At 63.4% G+C, this 19,558-nt stretch carries 16 protein-coding genes; 7 read left to right on the forward strand and 9 right to left on the reverse strand.

Annotation, left to right across the window (positions count from 1 at the left end):
* The first annotated feature begins 93 nt into the window (after positions 1–93).
* The 4 genes from NKH97_RS07200 to NKH97_RS07215 all read left to right on the forward strand — a co-directional run bounded on the left by NKH97_RS07200 (position 94) and on the right by NKH97_RS07215 (position 2,526).
* Positions 94–879, forward strand: coding sequence for a TSUP family transporter (locus NKH97_RS07200; protein ID WP_023812273.1), 786 nt, complete (start codon positions 94–96; stop codon positions 877–879).
* A gap of 51 nt (positions 880–930) precedes the next feature.
* Positions 931–1,101, forward strand: coding sequence for a hypothetical protein (locus NKH97_RS07205; RefSeq protein ID WP_023812274.1), 171 nt, complete (start codon positions 931–933; stop codon positions 1,099–1,101).
* Positions 1,102–1,203: 102 nt separating this feature from the next.
* Entirely contained in the window at positions 1,204–2,034 is an 831-nt protein-coding gene (locus tag NKH97_RS07210; protein WP_023812275.1) for a helix-turn-helix transcriptional regulator, read from the forward strand.
* Between the two features lie 72 nt (positions 2,035–2,106).
* Complete coding sequence (locus tag NKH97_RS07215) at positions 2,107–2,526, forward strand: VOC family protein (protein WP_023812276.1); 420 nt, start codon at positions 2,107–2,109, stop codon at positions 2,524–2,526.
* 277 nt (positions 2,527–2,803) lie between these two features.
* Here NKH97_RS07215 and NKH97_RS07220 read toward each other — a convergent pair whose 3' ends face one another.
* Both NKH97_RS07220 and NKH97_RS07225 read right to left on the reverse strand, forming a co-directional pair.
* Complete coding sequence (locus tag NKH97_RS07220) at positions 2,804–4,279, reverse strand: cobyric acid synthase (protein ID WP_023812277.1); 1,476 nt, start codon at positions 4,277–4,279, stop codon at positions 2,804–2,806.
* The gene (locus tag NKH97_RS07225; RefSeq protein ID WP_352609573.1) at positions 4,279–4,893 is read right to left on the reverse strand and encodes a dimethylsulfonioproprionate lyase family protein; all 615 of its coding nucleotides are present in this window, start codon (positions 4,891–4,893) and stop codon (positions 4,279–4,281) included. Before NKH97_RS07225 ends, NKH97_RS07220 begins: the two co-directional genes overlap by 1 nt.
* Positions 4,894–5,042: 149 nt before the next feature.
* Here NKH97_RS07225 and NKH97_RS07230 point away from each other — a divergent pair, with 149 nt between their 5' ends.
* Together NKH97_RS07230 and mmsB are read left to right on the forward strand one after the other, a co-directional pair.
* Positions 5,043–6,209, forward strand: a complete 1,167-nt coding sequence (locus tag NKH97_RS07230) for an isobutyryl-CoA dehydrogenase (RefSeq protein ID WP_352609572.1) — start codon at positions 5,043–5,045, stop codon at positions 6,207–6,209.
* 24 nt (positions 6,210–6,233) lie between these two features.
* Positions 6,234–7,118 carry a 3-hydroxyisobutyrate dehydrogenase gene (mmsB, locus tag NKH97_RS07235; RefSeq protein WP_352609570.1) on the forward strand — a complete coding sequence of 295 codons (885 nt, stop codon included), beginning with the start codon at positions 6,234–6,236 and terminating at the stop codon, positions 7,116–7,118.
* 330 nt (positions 7,119–7,448) lie between these two features.
* Here the strand turns inward: mmsB and NKH97_RS07240 are convergent, their stop codons facing one another.
* The 7 genes from NKH97_RS07240 to NKH97_RS07270 all read right to left on the reverse strand — a co-directional run bounded on the left by NKH97_RS07240 (position 7,449) and on the right by NKH97_RS07270 (position 17,597).
* Entirely contained in the window at positions 7,449–9,887 is a 2,439-nt protein-coding gene (locus NKH97_RS07240) for a GcvT family protein (RefSeq protein ID WP_352439873.1), read from the reverse strand.
* Positions 9,888–10,081: 194 nt separating this feature from the next.
* On the reverse strand, positions 10,082–10,726 hold the full coding sequence (locus NKH97_RS07245; protein WP_023812283.1) for a cytochrome c oxidase assembly factor Coa1 family protein: 645 nt from the start codon (positions 10,724–10,726) through the stop codon (positions 10,082–10,084).
* Positions 10,727–10,807: 81 nt separating this feature from the next.
* Positions 10,808–11,173 carry a hypothetical protein gene (locus NKH97_RS07250; RefSeq protein ID WP_352795876.1) on the reverse strand — a complete coding sequence of 122 codons (366 nt, stop codon included), beginning with the start codon at positions 11,171–11,173 and terminating at the stop codon, positions 10,808–10,810.
* Positions 11,174–11,316: 143 nt separating this feature from the next.
* The gene (locus NKH97_RS07255) at positions 11,317–12,696 is read right to left on the reverse strand and encodes an aspartate aminotransferase family protein (RefSeq protein WP_352795878.1); all 1,380 of its coding nucleotides are present in this window, start codon (positions 12,694–12,696) and stop codon (positions 11,317–11,319) included.
* 256 nt (positions 12,697–12,952) lie between these two features.
* Positions 12,953–15,025: a prolyl oligopeptidase family serine peptidase gene (locus NKH97_RS07260; RefSeq protein WP_352795880.1), complete on the reverse strand. Its 2,073-nt coding sequence runs from the start codon at positions 15,023–15,025 to the stop codon at positions 12,953–12,955.
* A gap of 61 nt (positions 15,026–15,086) precedes the next feature.
* Positions 15,087–16,226: an MFS transporter gene (locus NKH97_RS07265; RefSeq protein WP_502897072.1), complete on the reverse strand. Its 1,140-nt coding sequence runs from the start codon at positions 16,224–16,226 to the stop codon at positions 15,087–15,089.
* A gap of 195 nt (positions 16,227–16,421) precedes the next feature.
* Positions 16,422–17,597 carry an MFS transporter gene (locus NKH97_RS07270; RefSeq protein WP_352609560.1) on the reverse strand — a complete coding sequence of 392 codons (1,176 nt, stop codon included), beginning with the start codon at positions 17,595–17,597 and terminating at the stop codon, positions 16,422–16,424.
* Positions 17,598–17,849: 252 nt separating this feature from the next.
* Between NKH97_RS07270 and NKH97_RS07275 the strand changes: the two genes are divergently transcribed.
* On the forward strand, positions 17,850–19,427 hold the full coding sequence (locus tag NKH97_RS07275) for a trimethylamine methyltransferase family protein (protein WP_023812287.1): 1,578 nt from the start codon (positions 17,850–17,852) through the stop codon (positions 19,425–19,427).
* Positions 19,428–19,558: the final 131 nt, after the last annotated feature.

The raw sequence follows: 19,558 nt of genomic DNA on the forward strand, positions 1-19,558 counted from the left end.
GGATAGAGGTAGCGCGGAATCGACCTTGCGCAAACAGGGTGGCCGTGGTCGAACGCCCGATATTTCAGCCGGCCGGATACCCCCATACATCAGATGATCGACCTTAGCATCCAGACCGTCGCCATGCTCGCCTTCGCCGCCTTTGCCGCGGGTTTTGTCGATTCGATCGCCGGCGGTGGCGGGCTGATCACGGTGCCGGCGCTGCTGCTTGCCGGCTTCACACCGGTCCAGGCGCTCGCCACCAACAAACTGCAAGGCATGTTCGGCTCGGGCTCGGCGACCATCCACTACGCATCGAAGGGTCATGTCGATCTGCGCCGGCAATTGCCGTCGGCGCTTCTGGCCCTTGTCGGAAGCGCCATCGGCGCCTTGCTGGCAACGATCGTGCCGGGTGACATTCTGCGTGCTGCCCTGCCTATCGTGCTGATCGCCATCGCGCTCTACTTCGCGTTTAAGCCCAACATGAACGACATCGACCGCGCCGAGCGGCTGTCGCCCTTCCTGTTCGGACTGATCCTTGTGCCCGCCATCGGCTTCTACGATGGCCTGTTTGGACCGGGCGCAGGCTCCTTCTACATGCTGGCCTTCGTGGCGCTCGCCGGCTATGGCGTGCTCAAGGCGACGGCGCATACCAAGCTGCTCAACTTCGCCTCCAACATCGGCGGCTTCATCGTCTTCGCGGCCTTCGGCGTCGTCTACTGGAAGATCGGCCTGATGATGGGCGTTGCCCAGTTCCTCGGCGCCCGCGTCGGCGCCAGCCTGGCCATGCGCATCGGCGCGAAACTGATCAAGCCGCTGCTGGTAATCGTGTGCCTGGCGCTTGCTGTGAAGCTGCTGGCCGACCCGGCGAACCCACTGCGCGCCTTGATTGGTGTGTGATCACGCGCCCTGATAGAATGCCGCTGTTCGAATCATGTTGGAGAGGCAGACATGAATCTTAGCGCACCTACCCAGATCGTTTTTATCATCTCCGTTGTTATCGCCATCATCGGCGTCCTCGCCGCGCTTGGCGTTCTTGCATTCATTCCACTCGCATCGGTGTGGATCGTACTTATTGCTTTCATCGTGCTTGCCGGCGGCTGCTTGATGCGCGGCGCCTGACCATTTCCCTTGAAGTGGGGACGAGGAGCGCCCGGCCAAAAGCCGGGCGCTTTTGATTCCGGCCTCGAGTCTGCTAGATTTGACTTGGCGCAAGGATGGCCAATGCCCGTCGATATGCAACCCCAGCAAGAGCAGGACCGATCCGTCGCCGGGCGGTTCGAGATGCGCCGGCGCCTGCCCGACCCTCGACTTGAGGGCATTGTGTCAGACATTTGCGGCTATCGCGAAATGGCGCCCGGCCATATGCGCAACGTCGAATACGCGTCGCTCACCGTACCGCTGGTCATCAGCTTCGCCGAACCCTTCGCCATCGGCCTCGGCAAGGCGCCCGGCGACAATGACCGCTTCGCCAGTTTCGCCGCCGGTCTCTATGCCGGACCGGTGGTGATCGAATCCTTCGGCGGCGCCTGCTGCGTCCAGGTCAACTTCACGCCGCTTGGCGCACGCCGTTTCTTCCGCCTGCCGATGAGCGAGCTGGCTGACAGCATGGTCGCCCTCGACGACGTGCTTGGCGCGCAAGGCATGGCGCTGCGTGAACGGCTTGGCAACGCGCCGGACTGGGCCACGCGTTTCGACGTGGCCGAAGCCTTCGTCACCGCCCGTCTCGAGAACGCCGCGGAAACGCCGCTCGAAATCGCCTGGGCCTATGACCGCATCATCACATCCGGCGGCCGGACCCGCATTGCATCGATCGCCGAAAGACTGGGCTGGAGCCGCAAACATCTCGCCGGCAGTTTTTCCAACGCCATCGGCATCGGCCCCAAGACGCTGTCGCGCATCGTCCGCTTCAACCGGGCGCTCGGCCTGTCGAGACAGCCGGCAGCCGACTGGGCGGATATCGCCGCCGATTGCGGCTATGCCGACCAGGCGCATCTGGTGCGCGAGTTTCGCGACCTCGCCGGCGAAACGCCGACCGCGCTCTCTGTCAGGTAACATTTCTTCAAGACGCCGGAACGGCCTTTGAGCAGGGTGGGTTGTCGACCAACCCAAATGAAGGAGGTTCCCATGCCAACCACCACTGAAACGCCCCGCCTCTATCCCGCTTTGCGCTACAAGAACGCGGCAAGAATGATCGACTGGCTGGGCGAAGCTTTCGGCTTCAGCGTCCGGGCCCGCTATGGCGAAGGCGATGTCGTGCACCATGCCGAACTGGTCTTCGGCTCCTCAATGATCATGCTGGGCACGGTGCGCGACGACGACTACGGCAAGATGGTCGGCGAGCCCGGCTCAGGCGGCGGCAAGTCGATCTACATTGCAGTCGATGATGCCGATGCCGCCTATGCCAAGGCCAAGAAGGCCGGCGCCACAATCATCCAGGAATTGACCAACCGCGACTATGGCAGCCGCGAGTTCATCTGCCGCGACCCGGAAGGCAATGTCTGGTCGTTTGGCACCTACTGGCCGAAGGCTGGCGAGAAGGCCTGAGTTATTGCGCTGCTGGCTGGGGATTGACCGAGGCGTCCTCAACTTCGTCATCCTAGGGCGAAGCAGGAGCGAAGCTCCGTCGCGGAGACCCTAGGATCCATGCCGCGACCTCAGTCGTAGAGTGCAGCGGTGCAGAATTCTGCACCGAAGCAACGCTTCGAAGTTGCGGCATGGATCCTCGGGTCTGCGCCGCGTCGCTACGCTCCTTGCTCCGCCCGTGGATGACGACGTGATCGGCGTTTATCGCTAATTGCCAAGGTGGTTCGCCAACGGGGATCTATCGAGCCAACCCAAAAATCGCGTCACAGTCGAGATTAGTCTCCAGCTCGGCCGCGATCTCGTCCAGCGCTTTCTCGACCTCGGCGCGATAATCGACGCCGCCGCCGCTGACGCCAAGGCTCGCAAGGTAGGCAGCGCGAAAGCCATCGGCGCCAAACAGGCCATGCATATAAGTACCCAACACCTTGCCGTCGGCCGACACCGCCCCATCCTCGATGCCATTGATGATTGCCGACGGCCGCAGCGTATCCGGTCCGGTGGTGCGGCCGAGATGGATTTCGTAGCCTTCGAGCGGCAGGTCGAATTGCACCGAACGGGCGCTGATATTGCGCACCGTCTTTTCCGGTTCCATCACCGTTTCGACGTCGAGCAGGCCTAGCCCTTCGGCTTCGGTGACGCTGCCCTCGACGCCGTCGGGATCGCGGACAGCACGGCCGAGCATCTGGAAACCACCGCAAATGCCGACGACATGGCCGCCGCGCTTGCGATGGGCCAGCAAGTCGCGATCCCAGCCGTTCTCGCGGAATTTCAGGAGATCGCCGATGGTCGACTTGGAGCCCGGAATGACCACCAGTCCGGCATCGGCCGGCAGCGGCCTTCCCGGCGGCACGAACACCACCTCGACCTGCGGTTCGGCCTTGAGCGGGTCGAGATCGTCGAAATTGGCGATGCGGCCAAGCATCGGCACCGCCACCTTCAGCGCGCGCGCTTCGCCGGATGCCAGCCGTTCCAGCACCACCGAATCTTCCGAAGGCAGGCGTGCCGCCGCCTTCAGCCACGGCACGACACCGAAACAGCGCCATCCCGTGAATGTCTCGATCGACTTCAGACCGTCGTCGAACAGCGAAACGTCGCCGCGAAACTTGTTGATGAGGTAGCCGACGATCATGCGCCGGTCCTCTTCCGGCAGGATCAGATGCGTGCCGACGACCGAAGCGATGACGCCGCCGCGATCGATGTCGCCGACCAGCACCACGGGCACGTCGGCGCGCGTGGCAAAGCCCATATTGGCGATGTCGCGGCTGCGCAGGTTGATCTCGGCCGGCGAACCGGCGCCCTCTACGATGACCAGATCGGCGCCCTCGCCGACCTTGCCCCAGGAGTCCAGCACGGCATCCATCAGCCGGCCCTTCATCGCCTGGTAGTCGCGCGCCCGCGCTTCGCCGAACATTTTGCCCTGCACGATGACCTGCGCGCCGACATCGGTCTGCGGCTTGAGCAGCACCGGGTTCATGTGAACCGATGGCGCAACACCGCAAGCGATCGCCTGCAGCCATTGCGCGCGGCCGATCTCGCCGCCGCCATGATTGTTGTCGCCCGGAATGTCGGCGACGGCGGCGTTGTTCGACATGTTCTGCGGCTTGAATGGCCGCACCTTCAGCCCACGCTTTTTTGCCGCCCGGCAGAGGCCGGCGACCAGCACCGTCTTGCCGACATCCGAACCCGTGCCTTGCAGCATGATCGCTTTGGCCATCAGCCCCTGCCCTGCGCCACGGTTCCGGTAATATCGGATTTCTGCGCCAGCGGCCCGCCGCGCCAGATGTAGAGCGCCAGCAATGGGTCCTTGCCGGTGCGCATGGCGTGATTGACGTTGGACGCGTGGTGGACGACCTCGCCGGCCGTGCGCATGCAAAAGCCGCTCTCGCCCATGCGCCATTCGGTACCGCCGGTCAGCGGAATGTAGATTTCCTCGGCAATGTGATGGTGGTCGGGATAGACGATATCAGGCCCAAGGATCAGCACGCCGGCGGCGACCGCGTCATTGGCGAAGTGGCCTCGGTTGCCGAACACTTCCAGCCAGCCGTAATTGTCGATGAACTCTTTTCCGAAATCCGCCTCGCTGTAGGTCTGCCCCCAGCGGAAATCATTCCGACGCTCGGCAAGCAGTTGCACCAGCGGCTTGGCATCCGACGGCGCCAGTTCGGCGGCGCGATCAAGATGGCGCTGGCAGGCAAGCGGATGTGGCTCCAGCGTGCGGGCCGGCATGCCCCAGCCAATGCGCGCCACGGCTTCGCGCACCAAGGCGTGATCCACGGACGCAAGGTATGCGTGGAACCGGCCCAGCAGTTCATCGAATTTTGTCGTCACATTGTGCTCCGGACATGCATTGATGCACAGCCGCTCCCCAAATGGCCGGTTGATAGGCTCGGGTTGCGCGGCGGCATCATTGGTCTAGATTGGTGCGCGCGCAAAGCCAAAAACGACAGGCCAACAGGTCGAAGATTAGGGAGCACGCCATGGACGCCGCGGTCGATGCGAGCACCAGCCAGTTCGAACTTAACGAGGAGCAGCGCGCCATCCAGGAGATGGCGCAGGCCTTCGCCGCAGACCGTGTCGCGCCGAATGCGTTAGACTGGGACCGCAACAAGCATTTCCCGGCCGACGTGATCCGCGAGACCGGGCCGCTCGGCCTTGGCGGCATCTATATCAGCGATGACGTCGGTGGTTCCGCGCTCGGCCGGCTCGATGCCGTACTGATCTTCGAGGCGCTTGCGCACGCCGATCCGGCCTTCTCGTCCTTCATCTCGATCCACAACATGGTGGCCTCGATGATCGACCGTTTCGGCAATGACGAGCAGCGCCAGCTCTTCCTGCCCAAGCTCACGTCGATGGAATGGCTGGCGAGCTACTGCCTGACCGAGCCCGGCTCCGGCTCCGATGCCGCGGCGCTCAAGACCCGTGCGGTCAGGAGCGGCGACGACTATGTCCTCAACGGCACCAAGCAGTTCATCTCCGGCGCTGGCGACAGCGATGTCTACGCCGTCATGGTGCGCACCGGTGCCGAGGGGCCGAAAGGCATTTCCACCATCATCGTGCCGAAAGACGCGCCAGGCCTCTCCTTCGGCGCCAACGAGCACAAGATGGGCTGGCACATGCAGTCGACCCGCCAGGTGATTTTCGAGGATTGCAAGGTGCCGGCGGAAAACCTTTTGTCCGGCGAAGGCGCGGGCTTCGGCATCGCCATGGCCGGGCTCGACGGCGGCCGGCTGAACATATCAGCCTGTTCGCTGGGCGGCGCGCAGTCGGCGCTCGACAAGGCGCTTTCCTACACCGCCGAGCGCAAGGCCTTCGGCTCGAAGATCAATCAGTTCCAGGCGCTGCAGTTCAGGCTGGCCGACATGGAGACCGAGCTGCAGGCGGCGCGTATTTTCCTTTATACCGCCGCCTCGAAGCTCGACAGCAAGGCGCCGGATGCCGGCAAATGGTCGGCGATGGCCAAGCGCTTCGTCACCGACACCGGCTTCAATGTCGCCAACGACGCACTGCAACTGCTCGGCGGCTACGGCTACCTGCACGACTACGGCATCGAGAAGCTGGTGCGGGACCTGCGGGTACACCAGATCCTCGAAGGCACGAACGAGATCATGCGCGTCATCATCGCGCGGGCGCTGATCGGTCGCTGACGTTACAAAATCGGGAGAGAGACAATGACGACGATCGCCTTCATCGGCCTCGGCAACATGGGCAATCCAATGGCCGCCAATCTGGTCAAGGCCGGGCACCAAGTGCATGGCTTCGACTTGATGCCCGAGAATTTGACCGTCGCGCGCGAGCATGGCGTCGTCATCATGGCCAACGGGCCGGCTGCGGTGAAGGATGCCGACGTGGTGATCACCATGCTGCCTGCCGGCAAGCATGTGCTGTCAGTCTATGAAGACATCGCGCCCAAGGCGAAAAAGGGGGCGCTGTTCATCGATTCCTCCACCATCGATGTGGAGTCGGCGCGCAAGGTGCACGCCATAGCCGCCAAACACGGCCTGCTATCCATCGATGCGCCCGTCTCAGGCGGCACCGGCGGTGCCGCAGCCGGCACGCTGACCTTCATGGCCGGAGGCTCCGATGACGCCTTTGCAACCGCGGAGCCGATCCTGAAGCCGATGGCCGGCCGCATCGTCCATTGCGGCGGCGACGGCGCCGGCCAGGCGGCAAAGATCTGCAACAACATGATCCTCGGCATTTCGATGATCGGTGTCGCCGAAGCCTTCGTGCTGGCGGAAAAGCTCGGCCTGTCACACCAGGCGCTGTTCGACGTCGCCTCAACCTCGTCGGGGCAATGCTGGTCCTTGACCACCTATTGCCCGGTGCCCGGCCCGGTGCCGACTTCGCCCGCAAACAGGGACTACAACCCAGGATTTGCAGCAGCACTGATGCTGAAAGACCTGAAATTGTCCCAGGAAGCCGCGCAAAGTGCGGGTGCTGTAACGCCGCTTGGTGCCGAAGCAGCCCAGCTCTATGCCTTGTTCAACGCCCAGGGACATGGCGGCGTCGATTTCTCCGGCATAATTAATTTTCTCAGGGGTAACCCAGCGTAACCCTTGGATTTGGCGGGTTTTTCCGGTTTCCTTCGGTGGAAAAAATGCAAATTTAGATTTGCTTAAGCTCTCGATAACTCCGCGGTAACGATGTCCCTATAAAACGGACTGCGAGGCGGACATATCTCATCCGCCCGGCGCTCCGGATCAGGTCTCGCGTACCGGAGCCCGTAAGTTTCGACAAGTGCCATAAGTTTCGCAAAGTGTTTGCGTAGCGAAGCGCCATGCGTATCTGGCAAAGCCGCGTTCCTGATGGAGCGCGGTTTTTGCGTTTTGCCCTGCAGCACGTTTTGAGACATCGATAACCCGGAAACTGTACTCCGGGATGCCTCACATGCGCCCGCGGGCGCCTTCCGGATCATAGGGCGAGTCCGCGATCACCTTGGCCGCGCGGCGCTCGCCGAGGATGGACACCTCGAGCTCGATACCGGGCGACACAAGTTCCAGGGGCAACAGCGCAAGTGCGATGTCGTGACCGAAAGTGTAGGAGTAGCCCGCAGAGGTGATGTGGCCAACGAGCTCGCCTTCGCGGTAGACGCCCTCGAAGGCGAACGCGCTCGCACCGTCCGTATCGATCGACAGCGTGGCGATCCGGCGTGCCGCCCCCTGCTTCTGTTTTGCGACCAGTGCCGCGCGGCCGATGAAGTCCCCTTTGTCGAGGCTCATGAATCGGTCGAGGCCGCTCTCCCAGGCCGACAGTTCGAGATTCATGTCGCGATACATGGCGCGGTAGGATTTATCGAGACGAAGCGATTCCAGCGCTTGAAGTCCGACCAGCCTCAGTCCGTGCGCCTCCCCCGAGGCCAGGAGCGCATCCAGCAAATGCCGCTGATAGCAGAGCGGATGATAGAGCTCCCATCCCAATTCGCCCGAATAGTTGACGCGCAGCAGTCGCACGTCGCTGGCCATGCCGACAGTGCCGGACTGCACGCTGAACCAGGGGAAGGCCTCGTTGGAGAGATCTATTTCCGTCAGCGGCTGCAATATGTCGCGCGCCTTCGGCCCAACCACCGTGAAGCTGCCGCGATCCTCCGTGACGTTGCGCAGATGCACGCTGCCGTCCTTCGGCAACAGCCGGCGGAGATCGTCAAGGTTACAGCGCTCTGCGCGCGGCGTCGATATGAGATAGAACAGGTCGCTCTGCAGCCGCGCCACCACATACTCGGCCTGCACGCCGCCGGCCGGCGTCAGGTGATGGGCAAGAGCGACGCGACCGGGACGCGGCAGTCTGTTGGCCAGGATTCCGTCGAGCCAGTCCCTTGCGCCCGGTCCGCTGACCTCGAACTTGGTCATTGGTGTCATCTCGACCAGGCCAGCGGTCTGGCGGACAGCCTGGACCTCCGCGGCGACGTGGTTCCCTTTGGGGGTCCAGCGCCAGCTGTAGACGTTGCGCGCTTCGACACCGGCAGGCGCAAACCAGCTCGGCATCTCCCAGCCGTTCAACACATCCCACACCGCGCCGAGCTGGCTTAGACGGTCATAGGAAGGGGCCGTTTTCTGCGGTCGTGCCGCCGGCATGTCCTGGCCTGGATAGTGCTGTGCGGCGTGGGTGCCCCAGGCTTCCCGGACCTTTGCCCGGGTCCAGTTCTTGTTGGCATATTGGCCGAACCGACGGGGATCCAGCTCCGCCGTGTCGATGCTGTTGCCACCCTCCACGATCCGTTCGGAGAGGTAGTAGCCAATCGCACCGCCCCAAAGGATGCCCCCCGGCACCCCTTCGGCGAGCCAGACATTCTCCAGGCCCCACGCCTGCCCCATCAGCGGCAGTTCATCGGCCGTCATCTGGAAAGGCCCTCGCACATTCCGCTTGATGCCGGCGCGGCCTAGTGCGGGGACCAGTTCGGTCGCGCGCTCCCAGTTCCAGGAAACGGCGTCGAAATCTTCATCGAGCAGATCGGCGCCGAACCATTCCGGGACGCCGTTTTCGGCGAACAGCTTGAGCTGCTCGGTACGCTCATAGGGGCCGAACATCAGCCCGTCCCCCTCTTCGCGCAGATAGCCCTCGTAACCCTCGTCCCTGAGGATCGGCATCTCCGGAAGACCAAGCCGTTTGCGTTCCACCACCTCGGGAACCGACTCGGTGATCCAGTACTGATGCAGGATCGGGATCGCGGGAATGTCCAGGCCCAGCATGGCGCCTGTCTGGCGTGCGTAATTGCCGGTCGCAAGGATGACATGTTCGCAAACGATGTCACCGCGCGAGGTCTTGACCCTCCACTCGCCGCTCGGCATCCGCTCGAAACCCACGACCTCGGTATCAAGATGGATCTTCGCGCCGAGGTCGCGTGCACCCTTGGCCATGGCCTGGGTGACATCGGCGGGTGCAATGTGGCCGTCATCGGGATGGTAGAGGGCGCCCAGCATGCTGTTGTTGTCGAGCAGCGGCCAGATCTCTCGCGCCTCCGCGGGCGATACGATCCGGGCCCGCACACCCTGGACCTCGGCAACGTCCATGTAGCTTCTGTACTCGTCCAGCCTGTCGCGCGTGTTGGCAATGCGCAGCTGGCCGCATTTGTGCCAGCCGACGTTCTGGCCCGTCTCCGCCTCCAGCCCCTCATAGATTTCGATCGACCTGGCGATCATGCGGCCGACATTGCGGCTGCGCGCGTAAGAGGGGATGAGCCCCGCGGCATGCCATGTCGACCCGGCCGTAAGCTGCGTTCGCTCCAACAATGCCACATCGGTCCAGCCGCGCTTTGCCAGGCCGTAGAGAATGCCGGCACCCACACAGCCGCCACCGACCACGACCGCACGAAAGGAACTCACCATATGCGCGTGCCCTTGTATGAAATTGCCACCGGCCCACATGAACGCATGCGCATACTGTCAGACAGCATCCGGCTTTTCAGCATATTTCCTTGTCTGGAACGCAGCAGTGGTGACCCGATTGTTGGGCCACAAAGCCGACCGAACTGTCAGCCTTCGCGCCCGTGTTTAGGCTGCTTTTTTTGCGTTTTGCCCAGCTATATTCCGATTGCAGCATTCGGGATCGGGACATGATCTTCGTTGATCAGCACGATCGGCGCATTGGTTCCCTCGACCCTGACGACCAGCAGGCGCAAGCTCCATGTGCCGGCTGTCCGGACAGCGGTCGAATAGGCCGTGCCCTTGCCCTTGGCGCCGTGGACCGGAATGCCGAACTGGGCGTCGCCGGCCCCATTTGCATTGACGTTGAGATGGCCGCCGACCCAGAAACTGTCGGTCAAATCATCACCCAACGCCGCCTTGACGCGGTCGTCGGCGCGAAGCCTGTCCATCGTCATGTGATAGGCATCGCTGCCTTTCAGGACGTAGGGAATGCTGCCCACCATCGTCGCGCAGCCGCCAATCCCGACAACCCAGACGGCAAGGCCGGCGATTGCCCAGTTGCGCTGCGTCTTGCGAAACTGTTCCGCGTCACGCCAGGCGCGGTTCTGCCAAGCCCAGCGGCTGCCGCGCGCGCCCAGCACGATGATCATGATGATGTTGACGACAGGGATCAGCGCCAGCAACGCGATGAAAGTGCTGTTGCCGATGCCCCAGATCCAGTTGAGGAAGAAGGCGCCCCAGTTCCAGCGGTCGAGTTCGGCTGGAATTTCAGCCGGCTGGTTGAGCGGTTGTCCGGCCATCGTGTCCCCCATCGGTGACGTACTGACTGATTCTAGCGCATGCGCCCGTCAATGCGCAAAATCAAAGTTCTGCAACTTCTGTCAGGTCTTGTTGGACAGCCGGCGAAAATTCGCTTTCACGGCACGGCTTGCCGGCTTCAGCGCGGCGCTGATCGAGCGCTCCGCCGCGACCCCGTTGAACAGCGACGGCGTGCGGCCGGAAAAGATTTCCGGCCAGAACCGCGATGCCGATTGCAGGAAGGACATTTGCGCCGCAAACACGCCTTCGGCCATAGCGGCGGTCTTCTCGTTTACCGCACGCGCGGTCTCCGTGCTCCATGGCTGGCTGCTCCCGCCATCCATGGTCATCAACGGCAGCCGCATCATCGCCACCAGCGGCGCCAGCATCAGGTCGCCGCCGATGCTGGCCGCTTCTTGCGTCCGTCGGCTCTTGCCGGGCTTTCTCATGGAAACAAAACCCCTTGTCGCGGCCGAATCAGCCGCAGCCCCACACACTACGCGCTTGTGGTGGAATTCGTTCGCTCCCCGCGTCAGCATGGCCTCAAGGCTGGGCGCTCCCGCCGAGGAGCGCCCAGCCGAGGGGTCGAGTTCTACCGCTTGCGCAGATCGGCTTGCGCCAGATCCAGCGCCTTCGAGATGCGATCGCAGGCCATATCGATCGTATCGCGGGTCCAGATCAGCGGCGGCGACAGGATCATCGTGTCGCCGGTAGCGCGCAGCATCATGCCGTGCGCGATGGCATGATCGCGCACGGTCACCGCCGCACTTCCAGCCGGCAGGAACCGCTCCTTGGTCGCCTTGTCCTTGACGATCTCGATCGCGCCCATCAGTCCGATCGAACGCACCTCGCCGACCAGATCATGTCCGGCAATGCGCTCCTGCAACGCCTTGGCGAAATAAGGACCGGTGTCGTTCCTGACGCGGTCGACCAGCGCTTCGCGCTCGATGATCTCGAGGTTCTTCAGCGCCACGGCGCAGGCCACCGGGTGGCCGGAATAGGTGTAGCCATGGTTGAACTCGCCGCCCTTCTCGACCAGCGTCGAGGCGATGCGGTCGCCAACCAGCAATGCCGACAGCGGTTGATAGCCCGAGGTCAGAGCCTTGGCGGTGGTGATCGTGTCGGGCTCGATGCCGAGCGTCTGGGCGGCGAACCATTCGCCGGTGCGGCCATAACCGGTGATGACTTCGTCCAGCATCAGCAGGACATCGTATTTGCGGCAGATGCGCTGCACTTCCGGCCAATAGCTCGCCGGCGGTATCTTCACGCCGCCCGCCCCCATGACCGGCTCGCCGATAAACGCGGCAACCTTGTCGGCGCCGGCTTCGAGGATCGCCTCCTCGACAGCCCCGGCCGCGCGCAGGCCGAAATCATGATCGCTCTCGCCGGGCAGCGCCAGTTCATAGGCGTAGGGCATCATCACATGGACTATGTTGGGCACCGCTCCGTTGAGCTGCTTGTGCATACCATCCATGCCGCCGAGCGAGGTGCCGGCAACGGTCGAGCCGTGATAGGCCATCTTGCGCGAGATGATGCGGTTCTTCTCCGGCTGGCCTTCCAGCACCCAATAGTGGCGCACGAGACGCAGGGCCGTGTCGTTGGCCTCCGAGCCCGACGAGCCATAGAACACCTGGTTGACGTGCTTCGGCGCGATCTCCGCCAGCTTCTTGGACAGCAGCACTGGCGTCGGCGTCGAGCATTTGAAGAAGGAGTTGTAATAAGGCAGTTCCTTCATCTGGGCATAGGCGGCGTCGGCCAGCTCGTCACGGCCATAGCCGATGTTGACGCACCACAGCCCGGCCATGCCGTCGAGGATTTCAGCCCCTTCGGAATCGTAGATGAAAGGGCCGTTGGCATGGGTGATGATGCGCGACCCGGCCCCGCGCATTTCCTTGTGGTCGGTGAACGGATGCAGATGATGCGCGGCGTCGATCTGCTGAAGCTGCTTCAGCGAATAATTCTGATAGGTCATGTCTGATCTTTCCTCTGGATTCTATCCGGCAAGCCGGGGCGAATGCTTCAGAGGCAGAGAGGTGGCGAATAGCCGATGCGGGCGCACAGCCGCAAAAGCTCGGCGCGCAGCGTACGCGGTGATGGCGTCACCGCGACCCGCAATGCGCGAGCCTCAAATGCGTCAATCAACATCCTGACGAGAGCCATGGAAGCCATCTTAGAGCAAAGGCTGGTCGAGGAGAACCACCCTTTGCTTGGCCCATAACGGAATGAGTCTAGGCCTTGGCTGTCAGCGCCCTCTGCAGGAAGACATATTTCATCGCCGTCTGCGCCGCCTGCGGCCGGCGGTCGCCACGCCCGCCATGGCCGCCCTCGGTCTCCTCGAAGAACAGCGTCCTGGCATGGCCGGCTTCCTGCAGGCGGGCGGCCATCTTGCGCGCATGGCCGGGATGGACCCGATCGTCAGCGGTCGATGTGGTCAGCAGCACCGGCGGATAGGCGGCAGCGGCGTCGACATGCTGGTAGGGCGAGTAGGCTGAAAGCCACTTCGCGTCTTCGGGTTTCGACGGATCGCCGTATTCGGCCATCCACGAGGCGCCGGGCGGCAATTCGGCGTAACGCAGCATGTCGAGCAGCGGCACCTCGATAATGACGGCGCCGAAAAGCTCGGGATGCTGCGTCAAGGAAACGCCGGTCAGCAAGCCGCCATTCGAACCACCCTGGATGCCGAGTGAGCTTGCTGTCGCGATGCCGCGCTTGACGACGTCCTGCGCGACCGCTGCGAAATCATCGAATCCGTTTTGGCGATTGCCCTTGAGCGCCGCTTGATGCCAGGCCGGGCCGAACTCGCCGCCGCCACGGATGCAGGCCTGCACATAGGCATTGCCCTTTTCCAGCCATAGCCTGCCGCGCACGCCGGCATAGCCGGGCAGCAGCGGCACTTCGAAACCGCCATAGCCGTAAAGCAGCGTCGGCACCGGCCCCTTCTGATCGCGCCGCCTGACGACGAAATAAGGGATCATCGTGCCGTCCTTGGAGCGCGCCTCGAACTGTTCCGAGATCAGCGGCGAGGCATCGAAACGCGCCGGCTGCGACTTCACGGTTTCTAGCGTCTCGCCATTGTCGTCAGACCAGATGATCGAACTCGGCGTCAGGAAATCGGTGAAGGAGAAGGACACGCTCGAGCCGAACTGCTCGGCATGGCTGATGCCGACATTGCCATTTTCGGGCAGCGCCACCGGTTTCAGCGACCAGTTGCCATCCTTGCCCTCGCAGACGACGACCTTGCCGCGCACATTGTCCATCAGGCTGATGAACAGCCGGTCCCGCGTGCGGGCAACGCCGGCTATGGAAACGCGATATGCCGGCTCGAACAAGGTTTCGACAGGTCCGAGCGCGCCGATCTTGACCCAGTGCGCGAGATCCAGCGAATAGAGGCCGTCGGGCTTGCAAACCGTGCCGTCGGGCGCCGTCCATGGACTGCGTACGCCGAACACGAGCTGATCCCTGAATATTGCCGTATCGGTCATGTCGTCCGGTAGCGGCAGTTGTTTGTTTTCGCCGGAAGGCAGCCGAAGGAAGATGTGCGAAGCGAAGAAATTCAGCGTTCGAGCCAGGACCAGATAACGTCTGTCACCGTCGTACTCGACAGCGGCACCAACGGCGAGATCCTCTTTCTGCGCCTCGAAGATCGGCGTCGCGTCTTCCAGCTTGGTACCGCGCTTCCACAGCTTTATGACTCGCGGATAGCCGGACTCGGTCTTGTCGGCCTCGTCGAAAGCGGCCGAAACAATCACGGTGTCCTTATCCAGCCAGCTGAAGCCCGACTTGGAAGCGGGTGCACGAAACCCACCCTCGACAAACGACTTGGTCGCGATGTCGAATTCGCGCATCTCGCTGGCGTCGCCGCCATCCGGCGACATACTCACCAGGCAACGGTTGAAGTCCGGATAGAGTCGGCTTGCGCCGCCAAAAACCCATTTTACCCCCTCCTTCGCCGCAAGCTGGTCGAAGTCGATGATCGTTTCCCAGTCGGGCTTCTCGGTCTTGTAGGAAGCGACGGTCGTGCGGCGCCAGAGGCCGAGCACATTGGTCTTGTCCTGCCAGAAATTGTAGACATGGCCGGCTTTTGCCGCGCCGACCGCGATGTTGTCCTCGGCCGTCATCAGGTCGAGCGCGGTCTGGAACGACGCCTGATAGGACGGATCACCCTGCAATTCGCCAACCGTGACCTCGTTCTGGCGATGTACCCAGTCCAGTGACTGCTTGGCCGTCCTGTCCTCCAGCCAGAGGAAGGGATCGTCGGTCGAGGGGGTGGAATTCGGCGTCTGGGTGGCAGGCTTGGTCATGAGGTCTCCGATAAACGCGTTGCTTTGAAAAGGCCAACGCCGACAGGCTGTATCGATATTCTCAGCGCACGATTGAGGCTTTCCGCCGACCAGCGAGGCTAGCAATAGCCAGCGCCAAGCACAGCAGCCCAAGCGTGATCGGCAGCCCGCCGGCACCCAGAATATCCATGGCGCCGCCCGCCAGCGGCGGCACGGCGATACCGCCGACGCCCCACATCAAGGAAAAGGCCGCATTACCGGCAACCAGTGCGGAGCCGGTGAAGCGTTCGCCGAGCTCGATGATCGACATCGTGTAGATGCCGTAGGAAACCGCGCCCCAGATAAAGACCATTGGCCAGATGAGCGGCGACTCGATGAGAAGCGGAAGCAGGACGCAGCCGAGCACCGTGATCGCGACGCAGGCAAGCCGTACCAGGAGCGCGGAAAGCCTTTCCGCCAAAAGGCCGAGCGGCACCTGCATGGCGATGTTGCCGGCAATCATCACCGACAGCAGCGCCGACATGCGGGTTTCGGTGATGCCGTGATGGGTGCCATAGACCGGCAGCAACGCCAGCGCGCCCTGTTCGAAGCCGGCGGCGACTATGACGGCAAACAAAAGCAGCCACGCCAGCGGCACGAAACCCAGGACGGAAACCTGATGCCCGGCCTCGTCGACCTTGGGCAAACGCGGCAGCACCAAGCCCAGGCAGATGCCGCACAGCACGAAGGCGGAGATACCGACGAGGAAGGGCGGCCAGCCCTCGGTGCCGACTGCAAGCAGGCACAGTGGCCCGGCCGCGAAACCGGCCGAGATGATCGTCGAATAGACACCCATGACGCGCCCTCGCCGGGCCGGCGGCGCCAGCGCGATGACCCAGATCTCGCTCAGCACATAGAGCGGGTTGGTCACCACACCGATCAGGAAGCGCAGGGGAAACCACAAATAGACATTTTGCGTCCAGCCGATCAGCGCCAGCACGACAGCCGAAAGGGCCGCACAGGTAAGCGCCGTGCGCCCTGCCCCGAACCGCCGCGCCAGCGCCGGGATCAATGGCGACGACAGGATGAAACCGATCGGCGTCATGGCCGCCGACAAGCCGATCATCGCTGGCGAAACGCCCTGGCGCTGCAGGATGAAACTCAGCAGCGGATAGGACAACCCTTGCGCGATGGCGAACACCGAGACGGTCGCGATCACACCGGTGATCGCTGCCCATTGCATCGTCTCGTCCTTGTTCGATTCAACCAAATTCACGTGCGCACCGCTATCGAGGCTGCAGGATTAGCGATTGAGCAACGTGGTGGTAAGCCCCTGGCAGGCGAAAACGGCTTTCTCCGGACAATGCCTGTCAGGAGGTTGGGCCTGTCAGGAGGTTGGGCCTGTCAGGAGGTTGGGCCTGTCAGGAGGTTGGGCTCGTCAGGAAGCTCGGCGCACGGACGACCGATACAGCGCGAACATCACCAGCACCGCGTCGAGGCCGGCGATCACGACCGGCAGCCCGAGCGGGCCGATGCCTTGCATGAGCAGGCCGGCACCGGGTGGGCCGACGATGCCACCGACGCCCCACATCAGTGCAAAGGCAGCGTTGCCGGCGACCAGCACAGAGCCCTTGAACCGGCTGCCGAGTTCGACCAATGCCATGGTGTAGACGCCGTAACCGACCGCGCCCATCACCAGCAGCACGACCCAGATCAACGGCGTTGTGATCAGCAGAGGCAGCAAAAGCGCGCAAACGGTTGTTGCCAGCGCGCAGACGATGATCATGGCGCGTGCGCCAAAACGCTCCGCCAGAAGACCGAGTGGTATCTGCAGCAGGATGTTTCCGAGGGAAAGCGCCATCACCAGCGAGGCCAGAACGGCTTCGGCCAGGCCGTAGCTGGCGCCGAAGACCGGGACCAGCGCATAGGTGCTCTGCTGGACCGCCGCCGAGACAAGCACGGCAAGCAGCAGCGCCGGCGCCATCCTGGCAAAGCCGACGAGGCCGCTGGCAGGCTGGCCGTCATCCTCGAAACCGGTGAGCTTAGACGAGACCGCGTGCAGGATCACCGCGCAGAGCGCGAAACCGGCGACGCCGACCATGAAGGGCGCCCAGCCCGACGTACCGAGCAGGGTCAGCGCGAATGGTCCGGCGGCGTAACCGGCGCCCATCAGCGTGTTGAACACGCCCATCACCCTGCCGCGCCGCGATGGCGGCGCCAGCGACAGTGCCCACACCTCGCCGAGAATGTAGAGCGGGTTGATGACGACGCCGATGATAAAGCGGATGACGAACCAAGCCACCCAGTCCTGCAGATAGCCGATGCCCAGGAAGCAGAGCGCGCCGATCAGCGAGCAGCCGACCGCCAGGTTGCGCCCACCGACCAGCCGCACCGCGGCCGGCACGAAGGAAGCCGAAAGGATCAGCCCGAGCGGCATCATCGCCGCCGACAAGCCGATCAGCGCCGGCGACATGCCCTGTTTCTGCATCAGCAGCGTGAACAGCGGCGAGCTCAACCCCTGCGCAGCGCCGAACATGGCAAGTGCCGCGGTGACGCCGGCAAGCGCTGCCCATTGCGTTCCTGCTTCGCCTTCGCTCGAGCCGGTCGCGACCATGCTGCCATCCAAATGAACTGCTGGCCATCCGGCCGGCAAGCCGAGTAGCTATCGGTTCGATCCCGGGAAAGGAAGGGCCGGCCGCCGAAATCCGCTTAAGCCAACGAGGCGGCGGGATCAGGCCGATGTCGTGGCCGCGCAACTGCCGTTCCGGCATGTCGCTTCCCTCGCCCTAGTGGTCGCCGCCTCCGCAATGGCTGGGCAGCCGCCGGTCCATTATGCCGCCCGCTATCGCATCCTACGAGGACCATCATGACCGCCGCCCTACAACCCTTGGAACCGGCATTGGCCACTGACCGCGCCCGTCGCGGCGGCCGCGCCGGAAAGCGCGCCGGCGGCTCGGCCGCGTTCGAGCAGCCGGCTTTTCGCCAGCTGAAGAACCCGCTGGCGCCAACCAGGCTGGTCTCCGACGACGAGCTGGAATCGATCCACCTCGCTTCCCTGCGCGTGCTGCGGGAAATCGGCGTCGACGTGCTGCACGACGAGGCCCGCAGCATCATGAAGGCGCATGGCGCCGATGTGCGCGACGGCAGCGAACGGGTGCGCTTCGACAGCGACATGATCCTGGAACTGGTGTCGCACTGCCCGTCGGAGTTCACCATCCATGCCCGCAATCCCGCTCACAATGTGCGCTTTGGCGGCAACAATGTGATCATCTCGATGATGGCGTCGGCGCCCAATTGCTCCGACATCGATCGCGGCCGCCGGCCCGGCAACCAGCAGGACTACCGCAACTTCCTCAAGCTTGCGCAGATGCACAACATCCTGAACTGCACGGGCGGCTACCCGGTCGAGCCGACCGATATCCATCCGTCCGTCCGCCACCTCGAATGTATCCGCGATCTCAGCGTGCTGACCGACAAGGTGTTCCACATCTATTCGCTCGGCAAGGAGCGCAATGTCGACGGCATCGAGATCGCCAGGATCGCGCGCGGCATCAGCCACGAGCAGATGCTGGAAGAGCCGTCCGTCTTCACCATCATCAACACCAATTCGCCGCTCAAGCTCGATGTGCCGATGATGGAAGGCATCATCCAGATGTCGAGCAAGGGCCAGGTCGTCGTCGTCACGCCGTTCACCCTGTCGGGGGCCATGGCGCCTGTCACCATCGCCGGCGCACTGGTGCAGCAGAACGCCGAGGCGCTTGCCGGCATCGCCTTCGCCCAGATGGTGCGCAAGGGCGCGCCCGTCGGCTATGGCGGCTTCACCTCCAATGTCGACATGAAGTCTGGTTCGCCGGCGTTCGGCACGCCGGAATACATGAAGGCGCAGCTTGTCGGCGGCCAGCTTGCCCGCCGCTACAACATCCCCTACCGCACCTCCAACACTTGCGCCGCCAACACGGTCGACGCGCAGGCGGCTTATGAAAGCGTGTTCTCGCTGTGGGGCGCCATCCAGGGCGGCGGCAATCTGATGATGCATGCCGCCGGCTGGCTCGAGGGCGGCCTGCGCTGCTCCTACGAGAAGACCATTCTGGACATCGACCTGCTGCAGATGGTCGCCGAATTCCTGACCCCTCTCGATCTTTCCGAAGAGGCACTCGGCTTCGACGCCATCCAGTCGGTCGGTCCTGGCGGCCATTTCTTCGGCACCCAGCACACGCAGGACCGCTACAAGACCGCCTTCTACTCGCCGATCCTCTCCGACTGGCGCAATTACGAGACCTGGGCGGAAGCCGGCTCGCCGACGGCGCTCGAAAAGGCCAACAAGGTCTGGAAGGAGCGGCTGGCGTCCTATGAGGAGCCTTACATGGACCCGGCCATCCGCGAGGAACTCAACGCCTTCGTCGCCAAGCGGCGGTCCGAAGGCGGCGCGCCGACCGATTTTTGATCGGCCGTGTTGTTGATGAACAGTCGACCCCCACTCCGTCGAGCTGCGCTCGACACCTCTCCTCCAATCGACGGCGGAGAGGGAAGGCGCGAGCTTATGCCGGCTGGCGCCCTTCCTCTCCCCCCGGAGGG

Source organism: Mesorhizobium sp. M0870, from assembly GCF_040319775.1.
GTDB lineage: Bacteria > Pseudomonadota > Alphaproteobacteria > Rhizobiales > Rhizobiaceae > Mesorhizobium.